Below are 22,986 nucleotides of genomic sequence, written 5' to 3'. Positions count from 1 at the left end.
TTGCTCCGGCGCGGCCTGCGGCACGCTGCCGGAAGGCCCTTCGCCGCCGGGCGCTGCTGCGCCGCCCGCCGCGGCGGAAGTCGCGCGCGCCGCGCCTTCGGCAGGCGGCGCCTCCGGCGCCGGTGACGCGCTAAGCGTCACCGTGCGCGCTGTCTGCTGCTCGTGCTCTGCACCGAGCAGCTTCAGCACCCGCGCCACCCACGGCTCTGCCGCGTGGGTGCGCGCTGGCGAAGATGCCGCAGGCTCTTCGCCGGGGGCCCCTGCCGCTGCAGCCATAGGCGCAGCGGTGGGCTCCTCTGCCGCACCTGTGAGAGTTCCAGCTGTTCCCTGAGCAGCGGATCCTGCTGAAGTGGAAGCAGCAGCACTGCTTGCGGCAGATCTTGCAGAGTTAACTCCATTCCTGTCTGTCGCAGCATGAACTTCACTTCCGTCTTCGGCTCCGGTATTGCGCAGCTCACTCTCACTACCATTCACGGCTGCAACCGTCACTTGACCTGCCTTTTCAACTACGGTCCTGTTTACACTGGGTCCCGCACTTGAAATTGTACCATAATTATCCAAGTCGGTGCCATTTCCACTCCCGGCAGCTAAACTTCCTAAAGACCCTGTGCCTTGTGCAGTTCCTGCCTCTGTCATTCCTGCAGCAGACAATGCAGGTCCCGTTGTTGAGGATGCAGCACTTTGGGATCCCAAAGTACGAAGCTCCTCCAGCAGTCCCTGGATTCTTAGCAGGAGTTCATTGCCTTTAGAAGGTACTCCTGTTGGATTCAAGCCGGACTGCCCAGCAGGACTCATACCAGATGAACCTGGCTTGCTTGCTCCCTCCGCATTAGATTGGGCAGCGGCAGAATTGGCTGAATTCAATCCGGCCGTAGAACCTGCCTGACTGCCGGAATTAAGGCGGACAGAACTCTCTTGATCTGCAAGCTCTATTAACAACGCGGCTACCTGATCTCCAAGTGTAGAGAGCAGATCCTGTACCGAATTTCCGAACACGGCTTGGTTCAGACCGGCAACACTAGTGGCCGTTACGGGCAGACCCCGGTGAAAGGCAATTGCGGCAGATTCCACCCACTGTTCCAGCGGAAGTCCTTGCGGTTTACTGGCAAGAGACTGCTGAAGCGCTGAAGCCTGATCCTTTGTTAGAGGGATTCCTTGGGTCTGCATCAGCTTTAGCATTTCGCGATTCTCGGACGTATTATCCAGCCCGAAGCTGTCCAGCATCTCAGCCAATGAACGATCTGTAAGTGAGGAAGATGAGGTTAAGTTAAGGGGCCTCAGGACCGCCATCCCATCCTTGCCAGGAGGCTGAACCTGAAGAAGAGTCGTTTGTCCCTTTTGCAGCGGAGTCTCCAGTACAGCCCTTAGCTGAACTCCCTGGACCTGCACCACTGCCTCCTGACCATTCTCGGATACACTTAGTACAACTCCCCGAATGACCTGGCCCATCTTTAATTCCAGCTCTTTAGGCTGGCCCGCCCTATTCTCACCAAGAAGGCCCCGCACGATGGGTCCGATGTTCATCTTCATTGCCCCCCTTTATTTAGCATAGTTGTATTGTTACGTATAAACATAAAGAAAGCACCCCTTGGTGCCTTTTCAAGTAAACCCTTATCTCTTTTATCGGAAGCTCTCCCTAAATAATTGAACCTACCTATAAGAAAACCCGCCTTCTAAGCGGCGGGTTAGTTAGAACAGTTCCTGCTGACGTACGAACAAATTACGCATAAAGCTTTTACGATGCATGGGTGTTGCTCCCAAGGTCAGGATTTGTTCCCTGTGCAGCTTGGTCGCATATCCTTTATGTACGGCAATTCCATATTCGGGAAACATGGCTTCCCACTCGCCTTGACACAGCCGGTCTCTGGTGACCTTCGCCACAATAGAGGCCGCGGCAATAGACTGGCTAAGTGCATCCCCTTTGATTACGGCCATCTGAGGGATGTCCGAATCCACCTTCTCCGCGTCGATCAGCAGGTAATCCGGTGTAACGGACAGCTGTTCCAGCGCCTGCTTCATAGCCAAACGGGTTGCCTGCTTAATATTAATTCTGTCAATGGTGTCTGCATCTGCAAATCCGACACCTACAGCTACAGCCTGCTCTATAATGGTCTCGTAGAGCATCTCCCGCTTCTTCTCGCTAAGCTTCTTAGAATCTGTTACCCCTTCGATCAGAAGATCCTGAGGAAGAATAACGGCAGCCGCAACTACATCTCCGAACAGACAGCCACGGCCCACCTCATCAATTCCAGCAATATGGCGGAAATTCTCCCGCCAATATTGCTTTTCATAAGTTAACATATCCATCACGCTGCTTTTCCACTCCCCACCACATTTACGGACGGAGCCTGGGACTTAGTGTTCTTAACTACTGACTTGCGATGACCTTCAGGCTCTGGTACCACATGCTCCAGAGTCTTCAGCGGACCCTGATTCAGCAAATCAAATGGACTGCTAAGCTTCTTCGCCTTCTGCTCCGCGCCGTTCTTCATTAATTTGATAAGTTCTTCGGGGTCATTCTTGACTCCCCCAGCGTTGACTCGATATCCGTTCAACTGCCCTTTCTTGTTGATCCCTGGTTTAACGGTGAATGTGATCTTAATACCAAGCTCGCGGCATACCTCCAGCGTAGACTTCGTATAGGCGCCATAAGGAAATGCAAGGACATCTATGTCGTTCTTCAACTTTTCTTTCAGCATGGCTTGTGCCTTGGATAGATCGGTCTTTACCCGCAATTTAAATTCCTCTTTGGTCTCTTTGCGCTTCAGTTTCTCCAAATACATAGGACCTGCTAGAACGGCTCTTGCTGCCTTATGTGAAGCGTCTGTTGGCGCTAGGATATGAGAGTCATAAGTATGATTATAGAAATCAATCCCGTTCTCGTGCATCGTATCAATTTGATCCCACGTTAATTTAGGTATTCCAGGATGCTTTGGATTGTCAACCGTATTAAGAATAATGAACATGGTAGCCGGAACTTTATGTTCCTTTAGAACCGGATAAGCATATTGGTAAAAAGATTCATATCCATCGTCAAAAGTCATCAAAACCGCATTATCAGGAACTGGGGTACCTTTCAAAATGAAATCACTATACTGCTTCATCGTGATCCATTTAAATCCGTTCGCCTTCATCAATTCAATCTGGCGTTTAAATTTGGATACCAGCACCGTTCCTGCATCAATTTGATCTGGGGTTACCTCATGATACATCAGTACGATAACCTTATTACGATAATATACTTTATTGGGTGTTGCAGGGGCTGGTACTTTTTGGCTGTTCAGTTTATCGACTGAGCCTCCATTGGTTTTTCCTGTGCCAAGACTTACACCTAGTTGACCCATAGTGCTCAAAGGAGTTAAGTTGTTTATTTTATAATTGCGGTTTCCATTCTCCCATAAAAATGCTGCGGCTACCATAATAATAAGCCCAACAATTGCAGCAGACATCCATTTTTTATTTCTCATTTTCCTCCAATTTCCTCTCTATCCAGTTAAACTAAATTCTTAAACAGATTAACATACCCTTCCGTGGGGTGCGTTTCTTTTTTGTAACATTTTTATCGGTTAAAATATCTCAAATGTAAAGTAAGAATTGGATAATTCTTCATTAGCACGAAATCAAATACTTACAGCCTCCTCCATTAGGTTCTACATTAAAGACGCACAAGGAGGAAAAATGTTTCAATATTTTGTATTTACTTCCAAATCAATTATGTATTAGACAACAAAAAAAGCGTTAGCTCAGCCAACGCTTTAATGATTTAATAAGGTGATTCCATGCTGAACCGGCCCAGCTTGCCAGCCCTCAGCTCTCTAAGCATAATCCCTGAGGCTTTCTCAAGATCTACTCGGCCTCCGCTCACGATACAGCCGCGTTTTCTTCCTATTGCCTCCATGACAGCGACAACCCCATCCGGATTCTCAAGATCCTCCGGGCGTTCTCCCAGATCAAACCTTTCCTGAAGCTGGGTCCAGTAATATTGACATAAATATTTAATCGCAAAAAAAGCGATGTCTTCCACGTTCAGAATTTCTTCTTTGATTGCCCCTGTTGCGGCCAGGCGGTAGCCTACATTCTGGTCTTCAAATTTAGGCCACAGGATACCTGGAGTGTCTAGCAGCTCCATTTCTGTCCCTACCTTGATCCACTGCTGCCCTTTTGTTACTCCCGGCCGATCTCCCGTTGCAGCTATGCTGCGGCCTGCTAACCGGTTGATCAGTGTAGATTTTCCAACATTCGGAATACCCACTATCAATGCCCGAACCGCTCTCGGTCTAATTCCCTTTGAAATCTGGCGGTCAATTTTCTCTTTTATCAATTCCTTTGCTTTGAGCGGGATGTCTTTGACCCCTTGTCCGGTGGAAGCATCCGCCGTAATTGCCGTGTGCCCTTCCCGCTTGAAGTAATCCACCCACTCCCGGGTAACCGCAGGGTCAGCCAGATCAGATTTGTTAAGCAGAATCAGTCTGGGCTTGTTGAGCAAAATCTCATCGATCATGGGGTTGCGGCTGGATAAGGGAAGGCGGGCGTCCAGGAGCTCAATGACCACATCAATCAGACTCAGCTTCTCCTGAATCTGTCTCCGTGCTCTCGTCATATGTCCGGGGAACCATTGTATTGTCATCGTCTTGTGCACCTCAGTTTTTCCTGATCTTATGGATAGGTTTCCATATATAGAGAACGAACTAAAGACTGTTGCCCAGCTCTAGTTCGTTCCTATGTAAAATGGATGAACAAGTGTATGCTTCGTCCATCCATTTTTAAGTATTAGTGTTTGATAAAATGAATATCCTTCATTGGCCAGAATACCAGATCAGCACGGCCAACAATCTCTTTCTGGGAGATAAAGCCTAACCGGCGGCTGTCTGTACTATTGGAACGATTGTCCCCCATGACAAATACATACCCTTCAGGTACTTTCCCATCCTTGAACTGCTCATTAGGGAAGTCGGCTTCGTCATTGTACAGCTGGTTATTCTTATGCTTCTCATCAATAGCTTCTTGAATGTAAGTCTCATTTACTTTGACCCCATTCACCGTAACCGTGTCGCCTTCAACTTTCACCGTATCGCCCGGAACACCAATCACGCGCTTGATAAAGTCACGGCCTTCCGTTGGTACATGGAACACAACAACTTCTCCATGACGGGGCTGCCTAAAGTCATAAAGAATTTTATTAACAATAATCCGTTCACCCGTGTGGAAGTTCGGCTGCATAGAAGGCCCATCCACAATAAACGGGGCAAAGAAAAGCCAACGAATCAGGAGAACCAGTACAACCGCAATCACAATGGCTTTAAGCCATTCAAGCGCCTCATTTTTCTTTTTCTTGGACGGTTCCGGTGTAACTTGTGTTCTATCCGGTTGCTCCGATTGAAATTGCTGCTCCATAGCTCGCTGCCCTCTCTTTATCTACAGGATGTTATTCGTATACCTATTTTATTAAAAACGAAAGGGGCTTGAAGATCAAGCCCCCGGATCGTTATCCATAGATTAACGACGTACTTCTTTAATTCTAGCTGCTTTACCGCGAAGTTCGCGAAGATAGTACAGCTTAGCACGACGCACTTTACCACGGCGAGCCACTTCGATTTTATCGAGTTTTGGGGAATGAAGCGGGAAAGTTCTTTCCACACCTACACCATTGGAAATTTTACGAACTGTAAAAGTTTCACTGATTCCACCGCCACGACGCTTGATAACAACACCTTCAAACAACTGGACACGCTCACGAGATCCCTCGATAACCTTTACGTGCACTTTCAAAGTGTCACCAGGGCGGAAACTCGGAATATCCTGACGAAGTTGTTCCTGCGTAATCGCTTGTACGATATTCATATATGACTCCCTCCTTCCACTCAGGTGTTCTTACTTCTTCCGAAGAAATCCTATGTTCTTCATCATTATCCGCAGAGGACCACCGAATTCACAACAAATGCAATTGTATCATATAGCAGCCGGTATAGCAAGAACTTCATTATTTATTTGTCATCCATTGTTTCACTATATTAATATACTTTTCTCTATCCGACAGATTGGAATATGTTCGCTCTGTGAGCGTGTCTGGACTCCCGAAAAAGAATCGTTCATATTGGGTCTGCCGTCCCCCGAAAGCACTTAGGCTCAACTCCCAAGCCAGCCTGAATAAGTGGACTTTGGAGTTAGCGTCCATATCTACACCTTGCAAATATTTATCCAAGTAAGGAGAAATGGGGGAGTTAAAGTCCTGCTCGGATGGAATCATAATAAGATCACTGGACCCCAGGATCTGTATCGCCTCCACAATTCGCGGATAGACTTTGGGATACCAGGCATTTGCCGCATACAGCGGCTTTGGATTCGGCACCATGATTCCCCACTCGTCCATAGAGGACTGCTCTTCGGAGGCTATAACAAAAGCTTTAAGAGTCTCGAGTGCAACCAGGACATCGGAGACTTTTTCGATAAACGACCTATCTTCGCTCTTATCCAGGCTTTGCGCCAAACATTCAAGTACACCAATCAAGAATTCTGTTTTTGCAATATATCTGCACAGAATCTGGTGCGACACGTGCGTATGGAAATTACTTTTGGCAAAAAAACTCTCTGACAGCTCCTCATCCCCGTAGAAAAACATTCGGTCATGTGGAACTACCACCTGATCTAGAATGACAAGCGTATCCATCTCCTCATAACGGGAGCTCAGCGGATAATCAAACCTGGAAGAGCTTTTTATAGAATTCTCCCGACAAATGAATTTAATCCCCTTCAAATTGCTCGGAACAGCAAAAAAGAAGGCGTACGGATTCACTGTATCTAGTGTTATTGGAGGCTGGGGATAGATCAGAAGCTCTTCTGCCGTAGCCCCCTGTGTGTTTAGTAAGAAGGCCCCGCTCACAACATACCCGTCTTGAGTGATCTCGTTAACCCGTGCTGCTGAAGATTCGTTTCCGTTGCCGAGCAAGGCTGAGAGCCTGCTTATTTTAGATTGGATAAATCCGTGGGACAAGGTAATATCATTCTCACGGCAGTAGACATAGTAGTTCTTAAGATTCTCAGCAAATTGAGGATTTATACCCGACAATAATTCAGCGGCTCCCGAGAAGGCCATGAGAGCGGTGTTCATATAGTCTGGGGAGCGACCCAGGAAGCCGTGATGCCTATCAGCCCATAGAGTCATCATATCCCTACGTCTACGCAGGTCTTCTTTACTCGTGGGATGCAGAAAGGATAAGCCTACCAGGTCTCCCGTATCCGGAGAAGTATAGGTCATCTTATCTCTGTATTGTTCCTCGGACTGCATATCATAAAGCGAAGCTTGAGATTGAATTAGACCGCAAAAAGCAATATGATCCGAAAGCTTCCCCTTAATACGTGCCCCATTCAGCCAGACCTCTGGACTCAGTCTATTTAAATTCTCCAGGTATTGCTTGCCGGTTTTGATAGACATGAGAACGCCCCCTTCATCTACACCATCTGACAATCAACCATAAAAGCGGTATATTAATATAGATAAGTATTAGACCTTATTTGGAAAGAAGGAACTCAACGTGACTAACAAGCAGATTTCTCCGCTGGTTGAAGCTTTGCAATTATCCCCCCACGTGGAAGGCGGATGGTATAAGGAATTGTGGAAGGCTTCCTTTGAAATTCCTCAGCAGCTTCTTGGGGATGAATACTCGGGCCCCCGCTATGCTGCGTCCTCCATTTATTTTTTGCTGCACGCTGATGAATTCTCGGAGTGGCATACCGTTCTCTCCGATGAAGTCTGGCTGTGGCACTCGGGAAGTCCGCTTGTGCTGACTTTGGGCGGAGATGGCGACCAGCCTACAGAGCCTCAAGAGATTATTCTTGGCCCCGATATCCTAAACGGACAGACGCCCCAGGCCCTGGTACCTGCCAAGGTATGGCAGTCAGCAAAACCGCTCGGTGATGAGCCGGTCTTGGTATCCTGTGTTGTTGCTCCAGGGTTTCATTATGATGACTTCCGGTTGATTGACAAAAGCAGTAAATAACATGGTTCACCGGCTAATGTAGACCTCATTAGTAATATACGATGCTTAAGGTTACTAAGTGTATGTCTACATAATTAAAAAGATCATTTTCCTGGCGGACCTTAATCCGTCAAGAAAATGATCTTTTATTATCTGAAATGAACCTTGTGGTTCTCTGCCGTTTACTCATTTGGCAAAGTCTCTATAATACGGTCTGTCTCGGCCTGAATTGTGTCAGGAAGCTCATACATACGGATTCCTCCTTTACTCATTTACGATTTGCGTAGTAGGCAAGTACATCATCTACCGTTTTGAATGGCTCAGTTAATTCTTGTTCCGACTCTTTCTCTGGTTCCAAATATAGTTCTATTGTAGGCAGCTCCTGCTGCGTTTCCGGTATCATGTCTTAATCCCTCGCTTATAATTTGCTGAGTTGCTACTATTTCATTACCCTATTTCACCCCTACCTTAACAAAATACTTCTTTATTTTATGCAGAAAAACCAATTGGGGACCTCCTCCCGACAAAAAAACCTCCAAAAAGGCAGATGTCTGCTTTCATGGAGGTTAACTCACTATTGCTGTTCCAGCTTAATTTCGGCCAGCCACTTAAGATCTTTGGCGCTAAGCTCCGCATGCTCAAGAAGATCCGGGCGGCGCTGCCAGGTACGTCTGAGCGCTTCTCGGCGTCTCCAGTCGGCAACATTCGCATGATGTCCGCTTAGGAGGATATCAGGTACCTTATGATCTCTGAACTGAGCAGGTCTCGTGTAATGTGGATATTCCAGCAGGCCGGTGCTGAATGAGTCCGTTATGGCGCTCGTCTCGTTCCCTAACACCCCAGGCAGCAGCCTGGCTACACTGTCTATGACCACCATGGCTGGCAGTTCACCCCCCGTCAGCACATAGTCACCAATCGAAAGTTCGTCCGTAACCAGGTGCTCCCGAATCCGTTCGTCATATCCTTCATAGTGTCCGCAAATAAAGATAAGGCGATCCTCACGGGCAAGCTCTTCTGCTTTCTTCTGCGTAAAAGTCTCCCCTTGTGGGCACATCAGGATGATTCTGGGCGGACGCAGAGATTCGCCTTGGCCTTGTTGTGGTGGGTCAGATTCAAGCAAGCTCTCTACAGCATTGAATATGGGCTCTGGCTTTAGTACCATCCCCCCACCCCCGCCATAAGGGGTATCATCCACCATATGATGCTTATTGCCCGAGTAATCCCTGAAGTTCACCGCGTTCAAGCGAATAATCCCTTTATCTTGAGCCTTGCCCAAAATACTGGAGCCAAAGACCCCGTCAAACATTTCTGGAAATAAAGTCAGTACATCCACGCGCATTTACAACAGTCCTTCCATTAAATGCACCTTTACCAGCTTGTCCTTGACGTTCACATCCAGAACTACATCATCAATAACAGGAAGGAGAATTTGCTTCCGGGCAGGCGTCTTCACTACCCATACGTCATTGGCGCCCGGGCGAAGAATCTCGTCAATAACCCCTAGCTCTTCTCCTTCTTCCGTCACAACCCTGCAGCCGATAATCTCATGGAAGTAATATTCATTCTCCGGGAGTTCTATGGTTTGGTCTTTGGTTACTTTCAAATCCCATCCCTTATATTTCTCAACCTCATTGATATTTCCATACTCTTTGAACTTAACGAGATAGGTCTGTTTGGAAGGACGAGATTGTTCTACAGTTGCTTTAACCTGCTGTTTCGTCTCCGGGTGTACCATAATCAGCTGATTCCCTTGGGCGAAGCGCACTTCCGGAAAATCTGTACTGAGCAGTACTTTAAGCTCTCCGCGAATCCCGTGTGTATTCACAATTTTACCAATCGTTAACAATGAATCAGACATAATTCCCTCCTGAGCATATAACTTTAAAAAGTTAAAATGTATATATAGAACCTGCGGGCACGTATCGTCTTCAGCATGTACGAAAAAGGGCTAGGAAATGCATCCTAACCCTCTTTCGTATATTTTTAAGACATAATGTCCACGGTGACCCGTTTATCTAGCTTCACTGCTGCAGAGGTGACAACCGTGCGAAGCGCCTTGGCGATTCGCCCCTGTTTGCCAATGACTTTCCCTACATCGTCCGGATGTACGGAAAGTTCAAAGATAACAAGCTGCTCTTTCTCCACAACGTTCACACGCACATCTTCCGGATGATCAACTAAAGCCTTCGCAATTACGCAGACTAATTGTTCCATAAGAGGACCCTCCGAATCAGCAATTATTTCTGGTTCTTAAGTTCATGGAACTTTTTCAGAACACCAGCTTTGCTAAGCAAGTTACGGACAGTGTCAGATGCTTGTGCACCATCTTGCAGCCATTTCAATGCTTTTTCTTCATTGATATTTACAACAGCTGGTTCAGCGACCGGGTTGTAGTAACCAATTTCCTCGATAAAGCGACCGTCACGTGGGGAACGGGAATTCGAAACCACGATACGGTAGAAAGGAGCTTTATGAGCACCAATACGTTTCAAACGAATACGAGTTGCCAACGAAATTCACCTCCTTAAATAGGATAAACTATATCTCTAAGACTTAACGAAATGGAAACTTCATTCCGCCGCCTTTCAGACCTTTCATACCCTTCATGGCTTTAGCCATCTTGCCTGCTTTAGGACCACCCATCATATCCGAGAATTGCTTCATCATCCGGCGCATCTCATCAAACTGCTTAATCAGCCGGTTGACATCAGCTACAGAAGTACCGCTGCCGAGTGCAATCCGCTTACGGCGGTTATGATTAATCATGTCCGGATTCTGCTTCTCCTGCTTGGTCATGGAATGCACAATCGCTTCGACGCGTCCCATCTGCTTCTCATCGACTTTAACATCCTTAAGCTGCTTGACCTTGCCCATACCAGGAATCATATCCATAATCTGATCGATAGGTCCGAGCTTCTTCACCTGATCCATCTGCTCAAGGAAATCGTCGAAAGTGAATTCGGCGTTGCGCATTTTGCGCTCCATTTCCTTGGCTTTCTCGGTATCAATATTGGACTGGGCCTTCTCAATGAGCGAGAGCATATCACCCATTCCAAGAATCCGGGAGGCCATCCGCTCAGGATGGAAAGGCTCAAGCGCATCAATCTTCTCACCAAGCGCCGCGAACTTAATCGGACAGCCGGTTACAGCTTTGACTGACAAGGCCGCACCACCACGGGTGTCCCCATCCAGCTTGGTAAGAACTACCCCTGTCAGCTCAAGCTGGCTGTGGAAGCTCTCCGCTACATTAACAGCATCCTGTCCTGTCATCGCATCCACAACAAGCAGCACTTCATCCGGCTTGGTAACCTCGTGAATTTGACGAAGCTCTTCCATCAGCTGCTCGTCCACATGCAGACGTCCTGCCGTATCAATAATCAGATAGTCGTTGCTGTTATCCTTGGCATGCTGAAGCGCCTGACGGGCAATTTCAACTGGATTCACACCATCACCAAGTGCAAACACCGGAACCCCAATCTGCTCACCGAGCACTTGAAGCTGTTTGATCGCAGCTGGTCTGTATATGTCTCCCGCCACAAGCAGCGGCCGGTGATTCTGCTTCAGAAGAAGCTTAGCCAGCTTCGCAGAGGTGGTCGTCTTACCAGCACCCTGTAGACCCGCCATCATAATTACGGTTGGAGGCTTATTACTCTTAGCCAGCTTCGCTTGGCTGCCGCCCATAAGCTCGGTTAATTCCTTGTTAACGATGTCGATGATGACCATTCCTGGTGTGAAGCTATCCATCACTTCACTGCCGATGGCCTTCTCCTTCACCTTGGCGATAAATTCTTTGACCACTTTAAAGTTAACGTCCGCTTCGAGCAGGGCAAGGCGAACCTCACGCATTGCTTCATTCACATCATCTTCCGATACCTTACCTTTACCGCGCAGCTTGCTGAATACGCTTTGCAGTCGGCTGGTCAATCCTTCAAATGCCATAATTAGTCACCTCCGTTATCAATTCCAACTATTCAGCTCACCACTCCTGCATACTGCGAACCAGGCTAAGAGCCGTCTCTTTATGTACATCTGTAAGGTTACTGCCTTCCAATAGCCGGCGCAGATTCTCAAGCTCTCCGAGACGCTGCTGCTGCTTCTGAAGCAGTCCAAGTTTGTCTTCATATACTTCCAGCATCTGTTCAGCCCGCTTAATATGCTCATAAACGGCCTGACGGCTGATCTCAAATTCCGAAGCGATCTCGCCGAGCGAGAAATCATCATGGAAATAATATTTCAGGAAAGTCTGCTGCTTCTCAGTAAGCAGCGGTTCATAGAAGTCGAATAACAAATTTACTCGGTTTGTCTTCTCAAGCCTATTCTCTTGACTCACAGCGGGCACTCCCTCCGTCAAGGAAAAACACTTTACAGTGCATCAACGTTCCTTATCATAACGAAAACAAAAGAAGATGTCAAGCTATTTCCCTTAACATCTTCTCAGTTTCTTTACGATCTTAGTTCAAGTTAATTCCCGGGCAATAAATAGAGCAGAATCGTAAAGAAATGGAGCACACTTCCCGCGAGTACAAATAAATGCCAGATCGCATGGTGATAAGGGAACGCCCTCCAGACATAAAAAATGGTGCCGAGCGTGTACGATAAACCACCGATTACAAGCAAATTAATGCCCATTGCCGGGACAGCCGCCGTTAAAGGCGCCCAGGCGATAACGATCAACCAACCCATGAGCAGATAGAATACAGTGGAGAGAAACAGAAATCTTTTCACAAAATAAGCTTTAAACAAGACACCCAGCAGCGCAATCGCCCACACTACACTGAACAGGGTCCACCCGAGCGAACCGCGTATCGCCACAAGCATAAATGGGGTATATGTTCCTGCGATGTACACATAAATCGATGAATGGTCAAAAAACTCGAACAGATCCTTCAGTTTGCCTTCTTTAAAGCTGTGTACCAGAGTCGAGCTTGTGTACAGCAGCAGCATACTCACCCCGTAGATCGTGAAGCTGACCACATGCCAAGCCGTTCCCTTCATACTGGAAAAAACAATGAGAAGCACAAGTGCCGCCACGCTTAACAAAGCCCCGATGCCATGGGTAATCGCATTCGCGATTTCTTCCCTGCGCGGGTAGGTATGAGTGTTGGCCATTGTTATTCCTCCTTTTTAGGATTGGACTTCGGATTCGGATTCGTCTGTCTCTTCCTTCAATATACCGGAGAAAAGTCCGTGAACGAACTGTTCAGAATCAAATTTCTGCAGATCCTCCATCTTCTCACCCAGACCAACCAGCTTCACGGGTAGACTTAGCTCTTGGCGGATAGCCACGACAATACCACCTTTAGCCGTTCCGTCAAGCTTCGTGAGAACAAGGCCGGTTACACCGCTCTTCTCTCCAAACAACTTAGCCTGGCTCAGCGCGTTCTGGCCTGTTGTGGCATCGAGCACCATCAGCACCTCATGCGGCGCATCCGGGATTTCGCGCTGAATGACGCGGTAAATTTTGTTGAGTTCTTCCATCAGATTGGATTTGTTCTGCAGACGGCCAGCCGTATCACACAACAGAATATCTGCTCCACGCTGCTTGGCCGCCTGAACCGCGTCAAACATCACAGCTGCTGGATCTGATCCTGCCTGCTGCTTGATCACCTCAACGCCAACGCGCTGTCCCCAAACCTCAAGCTGTTCAATAGCGCCGGCACGGAACGTATCTCCGGCAGCCATAAGAACCTTCTTGCCTTCCTGCTTGTAGTGGTGGGCAAGCTTGCCAATGGTAGTTGTTTTCCCCACGCCATTCACGCCTACGAACAAGATGACGGTAATCCCATCCGGATTCATACGAATGCTGTTATCTTCGTCACCGCGCAGCAGCTCCTGAATCTTCTCGGACAGTATAGGCTGAAGCTCAGCCGCATCCTCAATTTTGCGTTTCTTCACTTCAATCCGCAGATCATCAATCAGCTGAAGGACTGTATTAACGCCAACATCAGCCCCGATTAGAATTTCTTCCAATTCTTCAAAAAACTCTTCATCAATCTTCTTCCGGCGGGTCACGAGTTCAGCGACTTTTTCAACAAAGCCTTTCCGGCTCTTTTCCAGCCCCTCTTTGAACTGTTTGGTTACCGTTTCTGTTTTTGCTGCAATACTCTCTTTTAATTTTTTGAAAAAGCTCACAGATGGAATTCTCCTTTATCCTTGTTCTACCCTCCCAAACCCTCCCTGATAGGGAGGGCCCCAGAGGGACTTCCCTCTGGACACCCGAAAGGTTTGGAGTGTGTGGTTAATTTATTGGCACCCGTGTTACTGTATAGGGGAATGTCGCTTGCCGCCCCTTACGGGGCCCGCTGTACTATGGCGCTCCTGCCGGGACTTAGCTCACTATGTGCACCGAGCCGCTTGCCGTCCCTTCGGGACCCGCTCTACTGCCTGCTCTCTTGGGAGCACTTATGTGACTGCGGAGCGTATGCCCGCTCTCCCTGCGGTATTCGCTTTACTGCCTGCTCGTTCATGAGCGTTCATGTAACTAAGTGTGTTTATATAGTATTGCCTTGTAGATAAGAGCGGTTACCCGAAGGAACCGCTCTTTCCTTATTACCCACCCTTGATTAAGGGATGGGATATTGTAAGCAGGTAGAGAAAGTTTGGAGCTGTAGAAGCGTCAGCGTTCGCCTTTATCTTCGGATTTCAACCCGCGGTTGTATACAATCAGGAAATCCAAAGATAACAGCGATCGGAAGCCCAAAGATTCTCGGACTGTGCTTTTTATCGGCAGACTTTAATCGTCTTCCTCTATTATGGCATGCCAGCCTAGCTCTAAGCAATTTCCGCCTCGTCATCTTCGAGTCTTACAGATACGAGCTTCGATACGCCGCCCTCTTCCATAGTGACCCCATAAAGAACATCGGCTTCCTCCATCGTTCCTTTGCGGTGGGTCACCACAATGAACTGGGTCTGCTCTGAGAATTCCCGCAGGTACTGGGCGAATCTGATAACGTTCGCTTCATCCAGCGCCGCCTCTACCTCATCAAGTACACAGAAGGGAACTGGCTTGACCTGAAGAATGGCGAACAGCAGCGCCATCGCAGTCAAAGCACGCTCACCACCAGACAGCAGCTGCAGATTCTGCAGCTTCTTACCCGGCGGCTGGGCCACGATATCAATTCCTGTCTCCAGCAGGTTCGACGGGTCAAGCAGAACAAGATCCGCACTGCCGCCTCCGAACAATTTGGTAAATACAGTCCCAAATTCTCGGCGGATTGCATCAAAGGTAAGCTTGAAGCGCTTGGACATTTCATCATCCATCTCGCGAATAACCTGATAAAGAGTAGTCTTCGCTTCAACCAGATCATTCTTCTGAATGCTCAGGAATTCATAACGCTCAGATACCCGCTGGAATTCCTCTATAGCTCCCAGATTCACTTCGCCAAGAGCTGAAATGCTTCGCTTGAGCTCTTTAACCTCAGACTGGGTAAGGGTTATATCCTCTGGGATGGTGTAGCGCTGCTTAGCTCTCTCATAGGAGAGCTCGTAGTCCTCACTCAGCTTCTTCAGAATGTTATCGAGCTCGACATCAAGACGGTTAGCCTGAATCTCGGTCTGGAGCAGCTGCTCGTCCACCGACTTCAGCGCAGCCCGTTGGTCTTTGGTCTCACTCTCTCCTTCTTCAAGCTTCTTCATCAGAGCGCTTCGGGAAGCCCTCTGCAAGTCCAGCCGCTCACTCGTACGGCTTTTCTTTAGTTTATAATCGTTCAAATCCTCAATTTGGCGAACACTTTGGACTTTATTCTCTTTGAGGTCATTCTCAATGGAGCTCAGAATTCGGCGGTTTTGCTCCAGCTCTTTTGACTGGGCATTGAACTCTTCCTGCTGTCTGCTGAGCTGCTCACGAAGAGAAAGGCATTCCTGATCCAGCTTGCCTTCCTTAACTTTAAGCTCAGTAAGCTGAGTCTGAAGCTCTTCCTTGGCAGATTCATTCGCTTTGCGTGCGAATTCAGCTGCCTGGATAGAATCATGCTTCGTCTGCTGATCGGCAGTCAGCTCTTTAAGCTTCTGCTCCGCCTCTGCTTTGCTCTTATCCAGATCTTCCATCTCTTTAACATAGTGACTCTTCTCTTGACCATATAATTCGAACTGCTCAGAGACATGCCTGTATTCATGCTCTACCTGCTTCAGATCCCCAGCGACCGTCTGTTCATCTGCACGCATCCGGTCTCCAGATTCTCTTAACTTATCTAAGTCTGTCTCCAGCTGGGCAATCTGACCTCTCACTTCTTCCACACTGCTGCGCAGTTTCGTAATCATCGACTCGCTTTGACGGATATCGTTATCCAGCTGTTCAAGCTGCCGGCTGCGGCCGAGTAGATTGCTGTTCTTGCGATGCTGGCTGCCCCCGGTCATGGAACCCCCGGCATTGACCACATCCCCCTCCAGAGTAACCACTCTGAACCGATACTGGCTTTTAGCAGCCATCCGGTTGGCATGCTCGAGCGTATCCGCAAATACCACATTCCCTAGCAGGCTGCCGACAATGTCAGCATACCTTGGCTCAAATCCAACCAGCTCCGCTCCGATTCCTACGAACCCTTCCGCATCTTCCATGGACCGCTTATCTGAAGCTGATATTTGACGCGGCCGGATGACATCCAGCGGCAGGAAGGTCGCTCGTCCCAATTGACGCTGCTTTAAGAAAGCAATCGCTTGACGGGATACCGCTTCATTCTCCATGACCACATGCTGCATAGCTGCGCCCAGCGCGGTCTCCACTGCAATTTCCAGCTTCTCGGGAACCCGGATCAGCTCCGCTACCGCACCATGTACGCCAGCTAATGTCCCTTTGCGTGAGGCTTTAAGCACTTCCTTAACCCCAAGCGCGAAGCCGTCAAAATCATCCTGCATCTCCTTCATCGTATCCCGGCGGGATACCAGGGCTTCGCGCTTTTGTTCCCATTTCCGGAGTCCATCCCGGCTCTCTTCCGTAAGCTTCTGCAGAGAATGAAGACGTTCGCTTTCATATATGTAGCTTTTGCGAACCTCGGCAATCTCTTTGGCCATCTTCTCAAGCTTGCCATTCAGCTCAGCTTTCCTCTCAGCCAGCTTCTGCTGCTCGTCCCGCCACTTCGTGCCTTCGGTCTCTGCTCTTTCCATTCGGCGGATGACGCCTTCCTTTTGCTGGTCTGCATAGCGGATCTCATTGCGCGCCTGCGCAATTTGATTCATAATCTCCAGCAGGTCCCCCTTAAGAGCTTCTTCCTGGGCCTGACTGATTCCGCCAGTTACACCAAGCAGCTTCGCTTCCTCCGCGGACAACAACGCACGAAGCTCTGTCAGCATCCGGTCCGATTCTGAGTATTTATCCGACATGGCCTGCAATTCTAGCGCCCGCTGATTATATCGTTCCTCGCTAGCCGCAATAGAATCAATGAGCTGCTGCCGATTCTGCATTAGGTTCTTCGCGCGCTCTTTAAGGAGCCCTCCATAACCTTCGTTCTTCTCGTAGCTTTGACTATATTCGAGCAGTTGTCCCTGCAAAGCTTCAATCTCTTCTTCAATTACACGCAGTTCGGAGCGTTCTTTCTCCAGCGTAGCATCATGAGCAGAGACAATCGTAGACAAGGTAAGCTGCTCTTCACGAAGCTTGGCGAGCTTGGTATTCGCTTCACTCCAAGAAGTATGAATCTGATCGATCTGATAAATATACATGGAAATCTCTTTATGCTTAAGCTGCTCACGTAGTTCTTTATAATGAATGGCTTTCTCGGATTGTTCCTTCAGCGGCCCGATCTGATCTTCAAGTTCGCTGACCAAATCATGAATACGGAGCAGATTTGTCTCCGTCTCCTCTAACTTTTTCCGCGCATCTTTCTTACGAGACTTATATTTCACAATACCGGAAGCTTCCTCAAATATCCCTCTCCGGTCTTCAGATCGAGTACTCAGTATTTCTTCAATACGGCCTTGGCCGATAATGGAATAAGCCTCTTTACCAATCCCTGTATCCATGAACAGCTCGGTAATATCTTTCAGGCGACAGGACTGCTTATTAATCAAATATTCACTATCTCCGCTGCGGTGAACCCGCCGGGTCACCGTAACTTCGTTGAAATCCAAAGGAAGCGCCTGGTCTGTATTATCCAGCGTAAGCGATACTTCTCCGTATCCGACTGCCTTTCTGGCATCACTACCGGCGAAAATAATATCTTCCATCTTGCCACCGCGGAGCGACTTGGCGCTTTGTTCACCTAGTACCCAGCGAATGCCGTCTGAGATATTACTCTTACCGCTTCCGTTCGGGCCTACAACCGCGGTTATCCCACGCACAAATTCCATTTCCGTACGATCCGCGAACGATTTGAAACCCGCTAATTCAATTCTTTTCAAAAACATACGTACACTATCACCTCTACCGCCTATTGTAACATAATTAAGGTTCGCCTGTGACCCATCAAATCTGCAGCAAACCCGCTAGTATCAACGTTTATTGTCCAAGGCTAATGTGCCAATAACTAAAAAATGGCAGACCCGGTATCGCTACCTCGGTCTGCCATTCAGTAAATAAATCTTTTAAGTCCATATATATGGATTGAACTAAAGACTGTGTGAACGATTTCCTACCGCAATAAGCGGTTGCCAGCATCTGAACANACTGTGTGAACGATTTCCTACCGCAATAAGCGGTTGCCAGCATCTGAACATTCATTTCTTTAGTTCATTCCATATAACTACTCTTGTACTCTTAAACGCTCCAGTGCAACAGCCGCGGCCTGCTGCTCAGCCTCTTTCTTGGAGCGTCCGCTCCCTTGGCCGAGACTCTTCCCATCCATGAATACCTCAGAGACGAATTCCCGCTCATGCGCAGGACCCCGCTCTTCAATAATCCGGTACTCAAGGGCGCCCAGATTATGATGCTGGGTCAGCTCCTGAAGTTCTGTCTTATAATCTGTTACCTGAAGCTTTCCGTTTAAGACCACCTGAGTGAACACATGCTTGTCCAGGAAGGCAGTAACTGCCTCAAGCCCCTGATCCAAATAAAGCGCACCGACAAAAGACTCAAATACGTCCGCAAGCAATGCCGGACGCGTACGCCCACCGGTTAGTTCTTCTCCTTTGCCAAGCAGCACGTAATTCCCGAACTCAAGAGCTTCGGCAAATTTAACCAGAGAAGGCTCGCAGACAATAGCTGCACGCTGCTTTGTTAACTCGCCTTCAGGCCGGTTCGGAAATAGATTATATAAATATTCCGATACGGTCAGCTCAAGCACCGCGTCTCCTAAAAATTCAAGCCGCTCGTTATCCTCATGTTGGCTGAACCGGTGTTCGTTTACATAGGAAGCGTGAGTAAATGCCTGTTTCAACAATTGTCGGTTCTGGAATTGAATTTGAAGTTTTTGTTGTAACTGCTTCAGATCTCCACTCAACAGACTGACTCCTTATGCATCGAATTTCTTCAGGATAATCGTGGCATTATGACCACCAAACCCAAAGGAGTTGGACATTGCAATCTTTAAATCTGCTTGTCTTGGTTCATTAGGCACATAATCCAAATCGCACTCTGGATCTTGATCTTCAAGGTTGATCGTAGGGGCAATGACCCCGTTCTGCAATGAAAGTCCGCAAATCACGGCTTCAACACCACCGGCAGCTCCAAGCAAATGTCCTGTCATGGACTTGGTCGAGCTGATGGCTACTTTATAAGCGTGGTCACCCAGCGCTTTCTTCACAGCCAGCGTCTCAGAGCGATCTCCCACCGGAGTTGAAGTTCCGTGTGCATTAATATAATCGATATCTTCCGGATTAAGCTCCGCATCACGAATGGCCATGCGCATGCAGCGCGCAGCTCCGTCCGGATCCGGTTCCGTCATATGATGAGCATCCGCACTTAGCCCGTAACCAATGACTTCGGCATAGATCTTAGCTCCGCGCTTCTGAGCATGCTCCAGGGATTCAAGAATGAGAATTCCCGCTCCCTCACCCATAACAAAGCCATCACGGCCTGTATCGAATGGACGACTTGCCTTCTCAGGCTCATCATTGCGTGTAGACATGGCTCGCATTGCACAGAATCCGGCCATTCCCGTAGGACGGATAGTCGCTTCTGCTCCTCCGCAGATCATGACGTCGGCGTCGCCGCGTTGAATGATACGGAATGAATCACCTATCGAATGGGTACCAGTCGCACAAGCGGTTACCTGAGTGGTATTCGGTCCTTTAGCTCCGAACATGATCGACATTTGGCCTGAGCCCATATTGGCGATCATCATCGGAATAAAGAAAGGGCTTACGCGTTTGGGTCCTTTTTCAAGCAAAACGTTATGTTGATCTTCCCAAGTTCCAAGACCGCCAATACCAGAACCGATAGAGACACCGATACGTTCTGCATCTGTGTTCGTTCCAATCTCAATCCCGCTGTCCTTCATGGCTTCAGAACCTGCTGCAATTGCGAATTGAACAAACCTGTCCATCTTTCTGGCTTCTTTACGGTCGAAATAATCCTCAGGATTGAAATCCTTCACCGAAGCCGCAATTTGGGTCGTATAATCGCTGACATCAAAAGACTCAATGCGCGATACGCCGGATTTCCCGCTAACCAGGCTATTCCAGAACGTGTCCAAATCCTTGCCAAGGGAAGTCATGACTCCCATGCCTGTTATAACTACTCTATGCTTCAAACACATTCACCTCGTATAGACTTCATGTGTAATATAAATGTCAATGAACATGATCATTGATTGTTTCTGCCAAGATGAGGAGAAGTCCCGCCTGAATAAACAAGGTACGGGACTTAAATGACTTAGGTATGAGATTGTATGTAATTTACAACTTCACCTACGGTCGTTATCTTCTCTGCATCTTCATCTGAAATTTCAAGATCGAATTCATCTTCCAATTCCATAACCAATTCAACGACATCGAGCGAATCAGCACCAAGGTCCTCTTTGAAAGAAGCTTCAAGTGTTACTTCGGCTTCATCAGCACCCAAGCGGTCAACTACGATGCGTTTTACACGCTCCAATACATCGGACATCCGGTTCACCTCCTCTTTGGTATTATACGAGAATTAAAGTTAAAATGCCATAGAGGCTGGTTCAAAAACCCGCTTTGACGATATATCGTCTTGGCGAAGCAGCCTACATGTACATTCCGCCATCCACATGAAGGGTCTGGCCTGTCATGTAAGAAGCGCCTTCAGATGCCAGGAACAGAACCACATTAGCGATTTCTTCCGGCTTGCCAAGACGTGCCAGCGGGATTTCTCCAAGCATCTTGGAGCGAAGTTCTTCTGGCAATTCCCCAGTCATATCCGTATCAATGAATCCTGGTGCAACACAGTTCACCGTAATATTACGAGATGCAAGTTCACGCGCGGAAGATTTCGTCAGACCTATTACCCCCGCTTTGGCGGCTACGTAATTGGCTTGACCTGCATTTCCCAGGACCCCAACAACTGAAGAAATGTTGATAATTCGGCCTGAGCGCTGCTTCATCATCGGACGAGTAACGGATTTGATCCCATTGAACACGCCCTTCAGATTGGTCTCAATCACCTGATCGAACTCTTCTTCCTTCATACGCATAATAAGATTATCTCTGGTTATTCCTGCGTTATTCACGAGAATATCGATTCGGCCCCATGCATCAATAACTTGTTTGACCATGGACTCGAACTGGCTGCTGTCGCCAACATGAGCTTTAATGGCAAGAGCGCTTACGCCCATGGCTTCAATCTCACGGACAACTCCTGCAGCGGCTTCTTCGTTACCAGCATAATTAACAGCCACATTTGCTCCTGCTTTCGCAAGCGAGAGCGCAATGCTTCTTCCAATTCCCCGCGATGCGCCGGTGACCAGCGCCGTCTGACCGGCAAGTGGTTGTGTCATCCCAATGTGTCTCCTTTCTCAAGCTAATACTGCCCTACTGCAGCTTACTGCAAAAGAGCGCGGCGCTTTCAAGGGCTGCCCGGATTCCCCGTAGCAGCGCTAAAGCGCAGCTGCAGCGAAAGCTAACTCATAGCCGGGTAACCCGGCATGACCAGCTTTAGCTTACGCCGGCCTGCTAGGCCACGGCTTGAAAGCTTAAATCTCCTCTTTGAGAGCCGCAGCTGCTTGTTCAAGACTTTCAAGGCTGTTCACATTCAGCCCTCTTACATTCTTATCGATTTTCTTAAGCAGCCCTGTCAGAACACTTCCAGGACCAATCTCGACAAAAGTGTCCACGCCCTGCTCTATCAACCAGCGTACACTGTCTTCCCACAGAACCGGGGAATAGACCTGCTGAGTCAGCAGTGCAGAAACCTCTGCACCTTTATGTACAGGCTGAGCCGTCACGTTCACCACCACGGGAACAGTGGCATCCGCATAATGGATACCCGCCAGCGTTTCTTCAAGACGCTCTGCAGCAGAGCGCATAAGTGAGGAATGGAATGGACCGCTCACTTCGAGGGGAATGGCACGTTTGCCGCCCGCTTCTTTGACCCGTTCAACCAGAGCGTTAACTCCCTCGCGGCTACCGGATACGACAATTTGCCCAGGGCAATTAATATTGGCTAACTCGACCAAGTGCCCCTCAGAGGTAATCGCCGCGCATAGGTCAGCCAGCGGACCGCGCTCCGCTCCAAGTACAGCAGCCATAGCCCCCTGCCCGCCAGGCACTGCCTGTTCCATGAACAGACCGCGGGCACGAACCGTAGCCACAGCATCTTCAAATGAGAGAACGCCAGCCGCAGTCAGGGCTGTATATTCACCCAGGCTGTGACCTGCAAAATAATCCGGTGTGATCCCTTTCGAGGCAAAAATACGATAAAGCGCGTAACTCGTTGTAAGCAATGCGGGCTGTGTATTCGCCGTCATCTTAAGTTCTGCCTCGGGCCCATTAAATATAAGGTTACTTAAGTCAAAGCCAAGCTTCTCATCTGCTGCACGGAACAGTTCCCCTGCCTCCGGGATTTCATCATATATATCTTTGCCCATTCCTACAGCTTGGGAACCTTGTCCTGGAAATACAAATGCTAACTTCCCCATAAATCAGACAGCTCTCCTTTGTTCCGGGCCCTTCTGGA

At 48.4% G+C, this 22,986-nt stretch carries 22 protein-coding genes and 1 pseudogene; 1 reads left to right on the top strand and 22 read right to left on the bottom strand.

Features of this window, described 5'->3' with window-relative positions:
- The 7 genes and pseudogenes from EJP77_RS18390 to EJP77_RS18360 all read right to left on the bottom strand — a co-directional run.
- A pseudogene (locus EJP77_RS18390) lies at positions 1-1,524 on the bottom strand (hypothetical protein); the annotation flags it as partial.
- Between the two features lie 165 nt (positions 1,525-1,689).
- Entirely contained in the window at positions 1,690-2,310 is a 621-nt protein-coding gene (locus EJP77_RS18385) for a ribonuclease HII (protein WP_127200722.1), read from the bottom strand.
- On the bottom strand, positions 2,307-3,467 hold the full coding sequence (locus EJP77_RS18380) for a polysaccharide deacetylase family protein (protein ID WP_246021935.1): 1,161 nt from the start codon (positions 3,465-3,467) through the stop codon (positions 2,307-2,309). Before EJP77_RS18380 ends, EJP77_RS18385 begins: the two co-directional genes overlap by 4 nt.
- A 296-nt stretch (positions 3,468-3,763) precedes the next feature.
- Positions 3,764-4,627, bottom strand: a complete 864-nt coding sequence (gene ylqF, locus EJP77_RS18375) for a ribosome biogenesis GTPase YlqF (RefSeq protein ID WP_127200721.1) — start codon at positions 4,625-4,627, stop codon at positions 3,764-3,766.
- A 143-nt stretch (positions 4,628-4,770) separates the two neighbouring features.
- A complete protein-coding gene (gene lepB / locus EJP77_RS18370; RefSeq protein ID WP_127200720.1) occupies positions 4,771-5,394 on the bottom strand; it encodes a signal peptidase I in 624 nt (207 codons plus the stop codon).
- 102 nt (positions 5,395-5,496) lie between these two features.
- On the bottom strand, positions 5,497-5,841 hold the full coding sequence (rplS, locus tag EJP77_RS18365) for a 50S ribosomal protein L19 (RefSeq protein WP_127200719.1): 345 nt from the start codon (positions 5,839-5,841) through the stop codon (positions 5,497-5,499).
- Positions 5,842-5,980: 139 nt separating this feature from the next.
- Positions 5,981-7,432, bottom strand: coding sequence for a 4-hydroxyphenylacetate 3-hydroxylase family protein (locus EJP77_RS18360; protein ID WP_127200718.1), 1,452 nt, complete (start codon positions 7,430-7,432; stop codon positions 5,981-5,983).
- Between the two features lie 100 nt (positions 7,433-7,532).
- On the opposite strand from EJP77_RS18360, the gene EJP77_RS18355 reads away from it, so the two are divergent.
- Positions 7,533-7,997, top strand: coding sequence for a cupin domain-containing protein (locus EJP77_RS18355; RefSeq protein WP_127200717.1), 465 nt, complete (start codon positions 7,533-7,535; stop codon positions 7,995-7,997).
- 247 nt (positions 7,998-8,244) lie between these two features.
- Here EJP77_RS18355 and EJP77_RS21035 read toward each other — a convergent pair whose 3' ends face one another.
- The 15 genes from EJP77_RS21035 to fabD form a co-directional block, all read right to left on the bottom strand.
- Entirely contained in the window at positions 8,245-8,379 is a 135-nt protein-coding gene (locus EJP77_RS21035; protein ID WP_281278504.1) for a hypothetical protein, read from the bottom strand.
- A 171-nt stretch (positions 8,380-8,550) separates the two neighbouring features.
- Positions 8,551-9,315, bottom strand: a complete 765-nt coding sequence (gene trmD / locus EJP77_RS18350; RefSeq protein WP_127200716.1) for a tRNA (guanosine(37)-N1)-methyltransferase TrmD — start codon at positions 9,313-9,315, stop codon at positions 8,551-8,553.
- Complete coding sequence (rimM, locus tag EJP77_RS18345; protein ID WP_127200715.1) at positions 9,316-9,834, bottom strand: ribosome maturation factor RimM; 519 nt, start codon at positions 9,832-9,834, stop codon at positions 9,316-9,318. It abuts the gene before it with no gap.
- A gap of 125 nt (positions 9,835-9,959) precedes the next feature.
- On the bottom strand, positions 9,960-10,190 hold the full coding sequence (locus EJP77_RS18340) for a KH domain-containing protein (RefSeq protein ID WP_127200714.1): 231 nt from the start codon (positions 10,188-10,190) through the stop codon (positions 9,960-9,962).
- Between the two features lie 23 nt (positions 10,191-10,213).
- On the bottom strand, positions 10,214-10,486 hold the full coding sequence (gene rpsP, locus EJP77_RS18335) for a 30S ribosomal protein S16 (RefSeq protein WP_127200713.1): 273 nt from the start codon (positions 10,484-10,486) through the stop codon (positions 10,214-10,216).
- Positions 10,487-10,529: 43 nt separating this feature from the next.
- Positions 10,530-11,915, bottom strand: coding sequence for a signal recognition particle protein (gene ffh / locus EJP77_RS18330; protein WP_127200712.1), 1,386 nt, complete (start codon positions 11,913-11,915; stop codon positions 10,530-10,532).
- 37 nt (positions 11,916-11,952) lie between these two features.
- Positions 11,953-12,306 carry a putative DNA-binding protein gene (locus EJP77_RS18325; protein ID WP_127200711.1) on the bottom strand — a complete coding sequence of 118 codons (354 nt, stop codon included), beginning with the start codon at positions 12,304-12,306 and terminating at the stop codon, positions 11,953-11,955.
- Between the two features lie 131 nt (positions 12,307-12,437).
- On the bottom strand, positions 12,438-13,085 hold the full coding sequence (gene trhA, locus EJP77_RS18320; protein ID WP_127200710.1) for a PAQR family membrane homeostasis protein TrhA: 648 nt from the start codon (positions 13,083-13,085) through the stop codon (positions 12,438-12,440).
- 15 nt (positions 13,086-13,100) lie between these two features.
- Positions 13,101-14,108 (bottom strand): signal recognition particle-docking protein FtsY, encoded by a 1,008-nt coding sequence (gene ftsY / locus EJP77_RS18315; RefSeq protein ID WP_127200709.1) that lies wholly within the window; start codon positions 14,106-14,108, stop codon positions 13,101-13,103.
- Between the two features lie 639 nt (positions 14,109-14,747).
- The gene (gene smc / locus EJP77_RS18310; RefSeq protein ID WP_127200708.1) at positions 14,748-18,317 is read right to left on the bottom strand and encodes a chromosome segregation protein SMC; all 3,570 of its coding nucleotides are present in this window, start codon (positions 18,315-18,317) and stop codon (positions 14,748-14,750) included.
- 335 nt (positions 18,318-18,652) lie between these two features.
- Positions 18,653-19,348, bottom strand: a complete 696-nt coding sequence (gene rnc, locus EJP77_RS18305) for a ribonuclease III (protein WP_127200707.1) — start codon at positions 19,346-19,348, stop codon at positions 18,653-18,655.
- 12 nt (positions 19,349-19,360) lie between these two features.
- On the bottom strand, positions 19,361-20,599 hold the full coding sequence (gene fabF, locus EJP77_RS18300) for a beta-ketoacyl-ACP synthase II (RefSeq protein WP_127200706.1): 1,239 nt from the start codon (positions 20,597-20,599) through the stop codon (positions 19,361-19,363).
- 122 nt (positions 20,600-20,721) lie between these two features.
- On the bottom strand, positions 20,722-20,955 hold the full coding sequence (gene acpP / locus EJP77_RS18295) for an acyl carrier protein (RefSeq protein ID WP_024630176.1): 234 nt from the start codon (positions 20,953-20,955) through the stop codon (positions 20,722-20,724).
- Positions 20,956-21,058: 103 nt separating this feature from the next.
- Positions 21,059-21,808, bottom strand: a complete 750-nt coding sequence (fabG, locus tag EJP77_RS18290; protein WP_127200705.1) for a 3-oxoacyl-[acyl-carrier-protein] reductase — start codon at positions 21,806-21,808, stop codon at positions 21,059-21,061.
- 195 nt (positions 21,809-22,003) lie between these two features.
- A complete protein-coding gene (fabD, locus tag EJP77_RS18285; RefSeq protein ID WP_127200704.1) occupies positions 22,004-22,948 on the bottom strand; it encodes an ACP S-malonyltransferase in 945 nt (314 codons plus the stop codon).
- Positions 22,949-22,986 lie beyond the last annotated feature (38 nt).

The sequence above is a fragment of the Paenibacillus zeisoli genome (assembly GCF_003994465.1).
Lineage (GTDB): Bacteria > Bacillota > Bacilli > Paenibacillales > Paenibacillaceae > Fontibacillus > Fontibacillus zeisoli.
This window is presented reverse-complemented; position numbering and strand designations above follow the sequence as displayed.

Excerpts from the sequence above, each read along its gene's own strand:
- EJP77_RS18380 (WP_246021935.1), bottom strand. The coding sequence starts at position 3,467 with ATGAGAAATAAAAAATGGATGTCTGCTGCAATTGTTGGGCTTATTATT.
- ylqF (WP_127200721.1), bottom strand. The coding sequence starts at position 4,627 with ATGACAATACAATGGTTCCCCGGACATATGACGAGAGCACGGAGACAG.
- lepB (WP_127200720.1), bottom strand. The coding sequence starts at position 5,394 with ATGGAGCAGCAATTTCAATCGGAGCAACCGGATAGAACACAAGTTACA.
- rplS (WP_127200719.1), bottom strand. The coding sequence starts at position 5,841 with ATGAATATCGTACAAGCGATTACGCAGGAACAACTTCGTCAGGATATT.
- EJP77_RS18360 (WP_127200718.1), bottom strand. The coding sequence starts at position 7,432 with ATGTCTATCAAAACCGGCAAGCAATACCTGGAGAATTTAAATAGACTG.
- EJP77_RS21035 (WP_281278504.1), bottom strand. The coding sequence starts at position 8,379 with ATGATACCGGAAACGCAGCAGGAGCTGCCTACAATAGAACTATATTTG.
- trmD (WP_127200716.1), bottom strand. The coding sequence starts at position 9,315 with ATGCGCGTGGATGTACTGACTTTATTTCCAGAAATGTTTGACGGGGTC.
- rimM (WP_127200715.1), bottom strand. The coding sequence starts at position 9,834 with ATGTCTGATTCATTGTTAACGATTGGTAAAATTGTGAATACACACGGG.
- EJP77_RS18340 (WP_127200714.1), bottom strand. The coding sequence starts at position 10,190 with ATGGAACAATTAGTCTGCGTAATTGCGAAGGCTTTAGTTGATCATCCG.
- ffh (WP_127200712.1), bottom strand. The coding sequence starts at position 11,915 with ATGGCATTTGAAGGATTGACCAGCCGACTGCAAAGCGTATTCAGCAAG.
- trhA (WP_127200710.1), bottom strand. The coding sequence starts at position 13,085 with ATGGCCAACACTCATACCTACCCGCGCAGGGAAGAAATCGCGAATGCG.
- smc (WP_127200708.1), bottom strand. The coding sequence starts at position 18,317 with ATGTTTTTGAAAAGAATTGAATTAGCGGGTTTCAAATCGTTCGCGGAT.
- acpP (WP_024630176.1), bottom strand. The coding sequence starts at position 20,955 with ATGTCCGATGTATTGGAGCGTGTAAAACGCATCGTAGTTGACCGCTTG.
- fabG (WP_127200705.1), bottom strand. The coding sequence starts at position 21,808 with ATGACACAACCACTTGCCGGTCAGACGGCGCTGGTCACCGGCGCATCG.
- fabD (WP_127200704.1), bottom strand. The coding sequence starts at position 22,948 with ATGGGGAAGTTAGCATTTGTATTTCCAGGACAAGGTTCCCAAGCTGTA.